This window comes from Pseudarthrobacter sp. NKDBFgelt (assembly GCF_046097905.1).
GTDB lineage: Bacteria > Actinomycetota > Actinomycetes > Actinomycetales > Micrococcaceae > Arthrobacter > Arthrobacter polychromogenes.
Genome location: NZ_JBJURL010000196.1, coordinates 1 through 676, shown reverse-complemented (window position 1 = coordinate 676; position 676 = coordinate 1). Strand labels below are relative to the sequence as shown.

Genomic DNA, 676 nt, shown 5'->3' with positions numbered 1-676 from the left:
CTCCTGCTGGACTTGAACCAGCAACCCTTCGATTAACAGTCGAATGCTCTGCCAATTGAGCTAAGGAGGAATGAAGCGGGTATTAGCCTAGCAAAGACCCCGGCTGGAAGCGAAATCGGGGACGGGACCGAGGGGTCCTGGACCTCAGAAACATCAGATCAGGCGTCAGACCTGAGCGCCCGGCGTTCCATCTCCAGCATCATCAGTTCACGGTTGAGCCGCTGGTACGTTTCCGGATCAGCCGCGGGGTCCAGCCTCTGGAGCTGGCCCATCTTGTCCGCCTTGACCCGGGTAATTTGAAGCTCGAACAGCCGGGAGAGGATGTCCCGGCAGTACTTCTGCACGGCTTCCTCGGTGCTGGCGGGCAACGGAACAACAGCAAGCTCGGATACCAGGGGCCGCAATGGTTCCGGAACCTCGTGCATCACATGCTCAACCCACCGGACGGGGTCGGCAGTGAGGGCGGGATCCGTGGCCCGCATGGCGTCGTGGACGGCCTGGAAGGCGGGGGTGGCGAAGCGGGCGGCGGAAAAGCGTTCCCAGACCCCGCCCTGCAGGAGCGACGGCTCCTGCAGGGCAACCTCGAGCGCCTGCCGCTCCATGGAGGCCACGGGGTCCCGGGGGTCGGGCCGGTGGTAGGACGGCACAGCTCCCGACGGCGGCCCTGCAGCTACGC

The 676-nt window shown here is 64.8% G+C and carries 1 pseudogene; it reads right to left on the bottom strand.

Going from position 1 to position 676, the window contains the following annotated elements:
- Positions 1 to 158 precede the first annotated feature (158 nt).
- Positions 159 to 676: pseudogene (locus ACKAE7_RS21120) on the bottom strand (DNA primase); the annotation flags it as partial.